The following is a 9,694-nucleotide window of genomic DNA, read 5'->3' on the forward strand; positions in this document are numbered from 1 at the left end:
TGGCGGCAGCCGCTGCCAAGCAAGGCGTGGCCATGGCCGATGCGCCGGTGTCGGGTGGCACTGGCGGTGCAGCAGCCGGGACCCTGACCTTCATGGTCGGCGCCACGCCTGAACTGTTTGCCACCCTGCAACCGGTGCTGGCGCAGATGGGTCGCAACATTGTCCATTGTGGCGAGGTCGGCACCGGGCAAATCGCCAAGATCTGCAACAATCTGCTGCTGGCGATCTCCATGGTTGGCGTCAGCGAAGCCATGGCACTCGGTGATGCTCTTGGGATCGACACGTCGGTGCTGGCCGGGATCATCAACAGTTCCACGGGGCGCTGCTGGAGTTCGGAGATGTACAACCCGTGGCCGGGCATCGTCGAAACGGCACCTGCGTCGCGAGGTTATACCGGTGGTTTTGGTGCCGAGCTGATGCTCAAGGATCTGGGACTTGCCACGGAAGCTGCGCGTCAGGCGCACCAACCGGTGGTGCTTGGCGCGGTGGCCCAGCAGTTGTATCAAGCGATGAGCCAGCGTGGGGAGGGGGGTAAAGACTTCTCGGCGATCATCAACAGCTATCGCAAACCGCAATAACGACCTGCTTCAACCTGTGGGAGCGAGCCTGCTCGCGATGGTCGTTAACGATAACGCGGGGAATCTGACCCCCCGCGTTGCTCTCGAGTTTTTCGCCAGCAAGCTGGCTCCTACAGGAGCGGTGTGTGCGCATCGACATTTACCGGGAAATCACGTCGGGTGATCTCCCGGTTTTTTTGCATCAGGCAAACACGAAATACTTGCGCACGGTTTCAACCACTTCCCACGTGCCTTTCATCCCCGGCTCGATGACGAAAATATCACCGGCACGCAGATGGATCGGCTCCTTTCCTTCCGGGGTGATGATGCAGTAACCCTCGCGGAAATCGCAGTATTCCCACTTCACGTATTCCACATACCACTTGCCCGGCGTGCAGATCCAGGTGCCCATGATCTTGCTGCCGTCTTCGCTGGTGTAGGCGTTGAGGTTGACGGTGTGCGGATCGCCTTCGAGTTTTTCCCATTTGCAGGCGTCGAGCACTGGCAGCGGGTGGGTGTCGCGAAGAACGGTAATCGGTGCGGACATGATGACTCCGAGCGTGATGGAGAACTGAAGTCGCACCCTATCGGGCTTGATGCGGCGTCAGTTGTCTGTGCTCGACATCGAGGTATCCAGAAACGCTGGATTCACTGCGCTCGCCATAAAAAACGCCCCGGCATTCATCGAATGCCGGGGCGTTTTTTTTACGCGATTACTGAGTCACAGACAGCTTTCGGTGCCTGGCCATGCGCAACCGATAGCAACCGTAGATGAGCAACACCCACACCGGCATGGCGTACACCGAGGCGCGCACCGGCGGGATCATCCAGATAACGCAGATGATCACGGCCATGAACGCCAGGCACAGGTAGTTGGTGTACGGCGACCAGAAAGCCTTGAAGCCAGGCACGATGCCGCGCTGGACCATGGCCTTGCGGAACTTCAAATGCGTGAGGCTGATCAGCGCCCAGTTGATCATCAAGGACGCGACCACCAGGGCAAACAACAACTCAAGCGCTTCATGCGGTGCGACGTAGTTGACCAGCACCGCCAGCATCGTGATCAACGCCGAAACGCCCAGTGCCAGCAACGGAACGCCTTGCTTGTTCAACTTCATCAGCACTTTGGGCGCGTCGCCTTGCTCGGCCAGGCCGTAGAGCATGCGGCTGTTGCAGTACACGCCGCTGTTGTAGACCGAGAGCGCGGCGGTGAGCACCACGAAGTTGAGGATCTGCGCGGCGGTGTCGCTGCCGATCAGGGCGAAAATCTGCACGAACGGACTGCCGCTGTAGGCATCGCCCGAAGCGCCCAGTGTCTGCAGCAGTTGGTCCCACGGGTACAACGACAGCAACACGGTGAGTGCGCCGACGTAGAAGATCAGCACCCGATAAACCACCTGGTTGATGGCCTTGGGAATGACCTTGCGCGGTTCGCTGGCTTCAGCGGCGGTGATGCCGACCAGCTCCAGGCCACCGAAGGAGAACATGATGAACGCCATCGCCATCAGCAAACCGTTGGTGCCATTGGGGAAGAAACCGCCGTGGCTCCACAGGTTGCTCACCGATGCTTGTGGGCCGCCGGTGCCGCTGAACAGCATGTAGCAGCCCAGGAGGATCATGCCGATGATGGCCACGACCTTGATGATCGCGAACCAGAACTCCATCTCGCCGAAGACTTTGACGTTCAGCGTATTGATCAGGTTGACCAGCACAAAGAACACCGCCGCGCTGACCCAGGTCGGCACCTCCGGCCACCAGAACTGCACGTACTTGCCGACGGCGGTCAGCTCGGCCATGCCCACCAGCACATACAGGACCCAGTAGTTCCAGCCGGACAGGAAACCGGCAAAGCCGCCCCAGTAGTTGTGCGCGAAGTGGCTGAACGAGCCGGCCACGGGTTCCTCGACAATCATTTCGCCCAGTTGGCGCATGATCAGGAACGCGATGAAACCGGCAATCGCATAGCCAAGGATCATCGACGGTCCGGCGGACTTGAGCACTCCGGCGGAGCCCAGGAACAGCCCCGTACCAATGGCGCCGCCCAATGCGATCAGTTGAATGTGCCGATTTTTCAACCCCCGCTTGAGCGTTGCCTGTTGCAAGATTTCATCCGCCATCTGGTTCCCTTTTGGTTGTTGTGGCCAGGCTTGATTTGAAAGGGCAGATATTACTCTTCGCAGCCTTCGTCATACAGGTGCCTGTTGGGCCAAACACTGGTTTTCAAAGGCTCCCGGCCCGGTTTGCAGCGCACAACGCATCGAGCAAGGCTCTGGCGTAACCGGGCAGGCCAGCAAACGAGCGGGCGCACAGCAGCAGTTTGCGCTGCGCCCAGGCTTCCTGCAGGGCAACGTGCTTGAACGGTTGATCGACGGCCCGGCGCTCAATCGCCGCAAGCGGCACAATCGCCAGCCCGGCGCCGCGAGCGACCATGCGAAACACCCCGTCGAAGCCTTCCGCACGGATGCGGATCTGCATGCGCACGCCCGCGTGCAGCGCCTGTTCTTCGAGGTATACCGCCAGTGCGCTGTTGGCACTCAGGCCGACGTAATCGTGATGCAGCGTCTCGCTGAAGCTCGGTATTGCGCCGTCAGCCAATGGATGCCCGAATGGCATGATCAGCACCAGCGGATCGTCGCGAAAGGGCTGGGTTTCGAGGGCGTGGGTGTCGACGGCGTCGGAGACGATGCCAAGGTCCGCCGCACCCTGATGCAGTGCATGGACGATGCGCAGGCTCGGTAATTCCTGCAGATCAATGTCGAGGTTGGGATGGCGGCAGAGGAAGTCCGCCAGCACTTCCGGCAGGTACTCGGTGATTGCTGTGGTGTTGCATAACAAACGCACCTGACCTTTGACGCCTTTGGCGTATTCGGCCAGGTCCTGCTGCATGCGGTCGGCGTGTTGCAGCAGCAGCCGGGCGTGTTGCGCGAGGGCTTTTCCGGTGGACGTGGGGGTGACGCCGCGCCGACCGCGTTCCAGAAAGTCGATGCCGAGCGAAGCCTCCATCGCGCGGATTCGCGCGCTCGCCGCCGCCAGGGATAAATGGCTGCGCGCGGCGCCGGCGGTGATGTTGCCGGTGTCGAGGATGTTCAGGTAGAGGCTTAGGTCGGTCAGGTCGAAGTGCATCGGTACAGCCTCGGGAGGTGTGTTGTCTGGACGGACGCCTTCGCGGGCAAGCCTCGCTCCTACACGATTTGCGCAACCCCTGTAGGAGCGAGGCTTGCCCGCGAAGACGCCAGAAGCATCGACAACTTTTTAAGCCTCTATCAAAACAAGAGGCATCCTCAGTATATGGCGAATTTTCACACGGCCAATCCAGGCGCAGGATCAGCCCATGAATACACTCGCCACGTTCTACCAAAACCTTGGTCTGGCCCTTTCTCTGCTGGTCATCGCCACCTTCCTTCTGGCCGGCATGATCAAAGGCGTGATCGGCCTCGGCCTGCCAACCATCGCCATGGGCCTGCTCGGTCTGGCTATGGCACCGTCGCAGGCTGCGGCGCTGCTGATCATTCCGGCGACCCTGACCAACGTCTGGCAATTGGCATTTGGCGGGCATTTGCATGGGCTGGTCAGGCGGCTGTGGCCGATGCTGCTGGCGATCTTCATCGGCACCGGTGCCGGGACGGTGTGGATCGGCATGGCGGGTGGTCATTGGGTGGTGCGGGGGTTGGGCGCGGCATTGCTGCTCTATGCGTTGAGCGGTTTGTTCCTGCCGACTTTGCGCGTCGGCACTCAGGCCGAGCGCAGGCTCGGTCCGCTGTGCGGCGTGCTGACCGGCGTCATCACCTCCGCCACCGGCGTCTTCGTGATTCCGGCGGTGCCGTATCTGCAAGCACTGGGTTTGAACAAGGATGAACTGGTGCAGGCGCTGGGCCTGTCGTTCACCGTATCGACCCTCGCCCTCGCTGCCGGCCTGTTGTGGCGCGGGGCGCTGGGCGGTGGCGAATTGAGCGCGTCATTGCTGGCGCTGATCCCGGCGGTGCTCGGCATGTTGCTCGGGCAATGGCTGCGCCAGCGGATCAGCGCCGTGCTGTTCAAACGCGTGTTCTTCATCGGCCTCGGTGTGCTCGGCGGCCACTTGCTGATCAGCGGGTAGCGGACGACGGGCTGAGCATCTCGATGGCACGGATGTCGAAATCCTGTTCCAGGAATTCATCGCGCTGTTCGAGGAACTGCTTCATGTGCGGCAGGTTCGAGTGCACGTCGAGGTGCGCCTGGGATTGCCAGATCTCGAAGAAGATAAACAGCGTCGGGTCCTGTTTGTCGCGCAGCATGTGGTACTCGATGCAGCCAGGCTCGGCGCGACTCGCTTCGACATAGCCGCGGAAGAACGCTTCGAAGGCGTCGGATTTTTCCGGGCGGGTTTTGGCGTGCAGGATGAAGCCTTGTATTTCACTCATCAGGAGTCTCCTCAAAGTCAGAATCGGCGCCAGTTTATGGCAACAATCGCCTGTTGATTCGTGCGTATAGGTCAAATGAATTTTGCGAATTCAGGGCTTATTCCGCGCGAGGCCGGTCGCTAACCTGCCGCCATCCACTTTCTGACCCTTCCGAGACTTCTCATGAAAAAAGTACTGTTGCTCAATGGCGGCAAAAAGTTTGCGCACTCCGATGGCCGTTACAACACCACCTTGCATGAAGCCGCGTTGAGCGTGCTGGATCGCGGCGGCGTTGACGTGAAAACCACCTTCATCGACGAGGGCTACGACGTCGCTGAAGAAGTTGCCAAATTCCTCTGGGCCGACGTGATCATTTATCAAATGCCGGGCTGGTGGATGGGCGCGCCGTGGACCGTGAAAAAGTACATCGACGAAGTCTTCACCGAAGGCCACGGCAGCCTCTACGCCAGTGACGGCCGCACCCGTTCCGATGCTTCGCAAAAGTACGGCAGCGGTGGTTTGGTGCAGGGCAAGCAATACATGTTGTCGCTGACCTGGAACGCGCCGCAGCAAGCCTTCGACGACCCGACCGACTTCTTCGAAGGCAAGGGCGTGGACGCGGTGTACTTCCCGTTCCACAAGGCCAACGAATTCCTCGGCATGACCGGTTTGCCGACGTTCCTGGCGGTTGATGTGATGAAACGCCCGAACATCGAAGGTGATGTGGCGCGTTATGAGCAGCACCTGAGCGAGGTGTTCGGCCTGAAGGCATAAGGTTCGGCTACTATCGATACCTGTAACCAAAACCTGTAGGAGCCGGCTTGCCGGCGATGGCGTCTTCGCGGACGCCATCGCCAGCGAGCTGGCTCCTACAAAAAGCGATAAGGAACACAGGTGAAAGCCAGATCCGATGAGTTGCAGATTTTCGTCTGCGTGATTGAGTGCGGATCGATTTCCGCTGCGGCCGAACAGGTCGGGCAGACGCCTTCGGCGGTCAGCCGCACGCTGTCGCGGCTGGAGGCCAAGCTCGATACCACGCTGATCAACCGCACCACGCGGCGCATGGACCTGACGGAGGAGGGCAAGTATTTCTTCGAGCACGCCAAACTGATACTCGATCAGATGGAGGAGCTTGAAGAGCGCCTCAGTTCACGTCAGCAAACCCCGTCCGGGCGTCTGCGGATCAACGCCGCCTCGCCGTTCATGCTGCACGCCATCGTGCCGTACATCGACGAGTTCCGCCGGCTCTACCCGGACATCCAGCTCGAACTCAACAGCAACGACCTGATCATCGACCTGCTCGAACAAAGCACCGACATTGCCATCCGCATCGGCACGCTGGCCGACTCGACCCTGCACGCCCGTTCGCTGGGTTGCAGCCCGCTGCACATCGTCGCCAGCCCGGCTTACCTTGAGCAACACGGCACACCGCTGGTGGTCGAGGACCTGAGCGGGCACGCGCTGTTGGGCTTCACCCACAATGAAGGCCTCAACCAATGGCCGCTGCGTTATGTGCATGGCGATCGCTGGCCGATTCAGGCGTCGATCAGCGCGTCCAGCGGCGAGACGATCAGGCACCTGGCGCTGGAAGGTCAGGGCATTGCCAGCCTGTCGCATTTCATGACCATCGAAGACATCCGTGCCGGGCGCCTGAAAGTGCTGCTGGCGGATTTCAACAGCGGTTATCGCCAGCCGATCAACGCGGTGTATTACCGCAACTCGCAACTGGCCCTGCGGATTCAGTGCTTCCTGGACTTTATCCAGGGCAAATTGGCGGTGTACGCGAATGCGGATTTTGAAGGTTGATTCATGATTCCTGCGCAAGAGTGAATTGGGTCAACGGGGATTTTTCAGTCGTGATGACTGCTTGATACTCGTTGCATCACTTATTCACGCAGGGAGTTTCTCCATGAACGTATTCGTTACCGGCGCTGCAGGTTTCATCGGCGGCTCCATCGCTACGGGCCTGGTTCGCGCTGGCCACAAGGTCACCGGCCTGGTGCGCAGCAGCGAACAAGCCAATGAGCTGAGCGCGTTGGGCATCACTCCGGTGATCGGCACTCTTGACGACAGCGCACTATTGGCCGAACAGGCCCGCGCTGCCGACGCGGTGATCAACGCCGCCAGCAGCGACCATCGCGGCGCGGTGGAAGCCTTGGTCAATGCCTTGCGCGGTTCCAACAAGGTGTTCCTGCACACCAGTGGTTCGAGCATTGTCGGCGATGCGTCGGGTGGCCAGTTCGGCGACGCCATTTATTACGAAGACACGCTGCCGGAGCCTACTGTCGACAAGGCGGCCCGCGTGGCCATCGACAACCTGATCCTCGATGCGGCGAACGACGGGGTGAACTCGGCGGTCATCTGTAACACGCTGATCTACGGCCACAGCCTGGGCGTCAAGCGCGACAGCGTGCAGTTGCCGCGCCTGCTGAAACAGGCACGCAAAAGTGGCGTGGTTCGGCATGTCGGCACCGGCCAGAACATCTGGTCCAACGTGCACATCGAAGACGTGGTGTCCCTGTATCTGCTGGCGCTGACCAAAAACATACCGGGCACGTTCTATTTCGTTGAGAGCGGTGAAGCGTCGTTCGTCGACATGACCACGGCGATTGCCCAGGCGTTGAATCTCGCTGAGCCGCAAGACTGGCCGTTGAAAGAGGCCGAAGCCGAGTGGGGTTATGAAATGGCCAACTATGGTTTGGGTTCCAACAGTCGGGTGCGCGGCAAGCATGCGCGGGAGTTGCTGGGTTGGGTGCCGAAGCGGACTTCGGTGGTTGAGTGGATTCGGGACGAGATGGTTTGAGTTCGCTTTAGACCGCGTCATCGTTCTTCGCGGGCAAGCCTCGCTCCTACAAGGGTTGTGTCGTTCACAAAATGGGTGAGCGACATAACCCCTGTAGGAGCGAGGCTTGCCCGCGAAGGCGTCTTCAGCACCACCACAACTGGCCGGGCCGCCCTCAATTCCGTACCATCCGCCCCCTCTTCCCCAGTTGTGTCCAGTCCTCCCCATGAAAGCAAACCGTCTGCGCGCCGATGTCCTGGCCGGGCTCACCACATCCTTCGCCTTATTGCCAGAATGCATCGCCTTCGCGCTGGTGGCTCACCTCAATCCGCTGATGGGCCTGTACGGCGCATTCATCATTTGCACCCTGACCGCGCTGTTCGGCGGCCGACCGGGCATGGTGTCGGGCGCGGCCGGTTCGATGGCCGTGGTGATCGTCGCGCTGGTGGTGCAGCACGGTGTGCAGTACTTGCTCGCGACGGTGTTGCTGGGCGGGTTGATCATGCTGGCGTTCGGGTTGCTGAAGCTCGGCAAGCTGGTACGGATGGTGCCGCATCCGGTGATGCTCGGCTTCGTCAACGGCCTGGCGATCATCATCGCGCTGGCGCAACTGGAACACTTCAAGAGTGGTGACAACTGGCTCAGCGGCTCACCGCTTTATGTGATGAGCGGATTGGTGGCGCTGACGATGGCGATTGTCTATCTGCTGCCGCGCCTGACCCGTGCCGTGCCGCCAGCGCTGGTGGCGATTCTGGGCGTCGGGCTGGCGGTGTATCTACTAGGCTTGCCGACTCGCACCCTGGGCGACATGGCGCACATCGCCGGTGGCTTGCCGACGCTGGCCTTGCCAGACATTCCGTGGACGCTGGACACCCTGCGCATCATCGCCCCCTACGCGATATTGATGGCGCTGGTCGGCCTGCTGGAAACCCTGCTGACCCTGAACCTGACCGACGAAATCACCGAGAGCCGTGGCTTCCCGGATCGTGAGTGTGTGGCGCTGGGCGCGGCCAACATGGTCTCCGGTGTGTTTGGCGGCATGGGCGGCTGCGCGATGATCGGCCAGACCGTGATCAACCTCAGCTCCGGCGGCCGAGGTCGGCTTTCCGGCGTGGTGGCCGGTGTGCTGATTCTGCTGTTCATTTTGTTCTTGTCGCCGCTGATCGAGCGCATTCCGCTGGCCGCATTGGTCGGGGTGATGTTCGTGGTGTCGCAACAGACGTTTGCCTGGGCATCGTTGCGGGTCGTCAACAAGGTGCCGCTGAACGACGTGCTGGTGATCGTCGCCGTGACGGTCATCACGGTGTTCACCGACCTGGCCACCGCCGTGCTCTGCGGGATCATCATTGCAGCGCTCAACTTTGCCTGGCAGCAGGCCCGCGAGCTGTATGCCGACAGTCACCTCGAAACCGACGGCAGCAAGCTTTACCTGCTGCATGGCACGCTGTTTTTTGCCTCGACTACACCGTTTCTCAACCAGTTCGACCCTGCCAATGACCCGTCCGTGGTGACGATTGATTGCCGTCACCTGAGCTTCGTCGACTACTCGGCCATCGCGGCGCTGAAGACCCTGCGCGAACGTTACGCCAAGGCCGGCAAGCACCTGCGGGTGCTGCACTTGTCCGAACGCTGCAAGAAGTTGCTCAGGCGCGCACGGGTGAATCACGACTGATCTATCAATCCTCTGGGCTGCGGCCATTCCCTGTAGGAGCGAGCCTGCTCGCGAAAAACGTTCAGACAACGCGTTGATTCAGGAAGTGCGCGTTATCGTTGACGCCCATCGCCGGCAAGCCGGTCTCGCTCCTACAGGGGAATGGATGAAAGTCCGCCTGCCTGATTTTCATATTCACCGACCTCGCATACCTCTGCGCGACAACCCTTACCCCTCTACGAAAATTACTTTCACCTCGTTTGAGTTTCACGCTTCGAAATGTTTTAAGAGTTTCACAAAACTTTCGACGTGACCCTTTCGAGGA

10 protein-coding genes are annotated in these 9,694 nt (G+C 60.4%); 6 read left to right on the forward strand and 4 right to left on the reverse strand.

Annotation, left to right across the window (positions count from 1 at the left end):
- Positions 1-578, forward strand: a 578-nt coding sequence (locus PMI32_RS26785) for an NAD-binding protein (RefSeq protein ID WP_008024652.1), incomplete at its 5' end; no start/stop codon positions are given.
- Between the two features lie 181 nt (positions 579-759).
- On the opposite strand, the gene PMI32_RS26780 is transcribed toward PMI32_RS26785, so the two are convergent.
- From PMI32_RS26780 to PMI32_RS26770, 3 genes are all read right to left on the reverse strand, one after another.
- A complete protein-coding gene (locus PMI32_RS26780) occupies positions 760-1,104 on the reverse strand; it encodes a cupin domain-containing protein (protein ID WP_008024653.1) in 345 nt (114 codons plus the stop codon).
- A gap of 166 nt (positions 1,105-1,270) precedes the next feature.
- The gene (locus tag PMI32_RS26775; RefSeq protein WP_008024654.1) at positions 1,271-2,674 is read right to left on the reverse strand and encodes an amino acid permease; all 1,404 of its coding nucleotides are present in this window, start codon (positions 2,672-2,674) and stop codon (positions 1,271-1,273) included.
- A gap of 103 nt (positions 2,675-2,777) precedes the next feature.
- Positions 2,778-3,680 (reverse strand): LysR family transcriptional regulator, encoded by a 903-nt coding sequence (locus tag PMI32_RS26770; RefSeq protein WP_008024655.1) that lies wholly within the window; start codon positions 3,678-3,680, stop codon positions 2,778-2,780.
- Positions 3,681-3,888: 208 nt separating this feature from the next.
- Here PMI32_RS26770 and PMI32_RS26765 point away from each other — a divergent pair, with 208 nt between their 5' ends.
- The gene (locus PMI32_RS26765) at positions 3,889-4,653 is read left to right on the forward strand and encodes a sulfite exporter TauE/SafE family protein (RefSeq protein ID WP_008024656.1); all 765 of its coding nucleotides are present in this window, start codon (positions 3,889-3,891) and stop codon (positions 4,651-4,653) included.
- Here PMI32_RS26765 and PMI32_RS26760 read toward each other — a convergent pair.
- The gene (locus PMI32_RS26760) at positions 4,643-4,957 is read right to left on the reverse strand and encodes a putative quinol monooxygenase (protein WP_008024657.1); all 315 of its coding nucleotides are present in this window, start codon (positions 4,955-4,957) and stop codon (positions 4,643-4,645) included. The genes PMI32_RS26765 and PMI32_RS26760 overlap by 11 nt on opposite strands.
- A gap of 162 nt (positions 4,958-5,119) precedes the next feature.
- Between PMI32_RS26760 and mdaB the strand changes: the two genes are divergently transcribed.
- The 4 genes from mdaB (at position 5,120) to PMI32_RS26740 (ending at position 9,390) form a co-directional block, all read left to right on the forward strand.
- Entirely contained in the window at positions 5,120-5,710 is a 591-nt protein-coding gene (mdaB, locus tag PMI32_RS26755) for an NADPH:quinone oxidoreductase MdaB (protein WP_008024658.1), read from the forward strand.
- Between the two features lie 120 nt (positions 5,711-5,830).
- Entirely contained in the window at positions 5,831-6,742 is a 912-nt protein-coding gene (locus tag PMI32_RS26750) for a LysR family transcriptional regulator (protein WP_008024659.1), read from the forward strand.
- A gap of 103 nt (positions 6,743-6,845) precedes the next feature.
- Positions 6,846-7,739, forward strand: coding sequence for an NAD-dependent epimerase/dehydratase family protein (locus PMI32_RS26745; protein WP_008024660.1), 894 nt, complete (start codon positions 6,846-6,848; stop codon positions 7,737-7,739).
- Between the two features lie 205 nt (positions 7,740-7,944).
- Positions 7,945-9,390 carry a SulP family inorganic anion transporter gene (locus PMI32_RS26740; protein WP_008024661.1) on the forward strand — a complete coding sequence of 482 codons (1,446 nt, stop codon included), beginning with the start codon at positions 7,945-7,947 and terminating at the stop codon, positions 9,388-9,390.
- Positions 9,391-9,694: the final 304 nt, after the last annotated feature.

It is taken from the genome of Pseudomonas sp. GM60 (assembly GCF_000282415.1).
In the GTDB taxonomy this organism is placed as follows: domain Bacteria; phylum Pseudomonadota; class Gammaproteobacteria; order Pseudomonadales; family Pseudomonadaceae; genus Aquipseudomonas; species Aquipseudomonas migulae.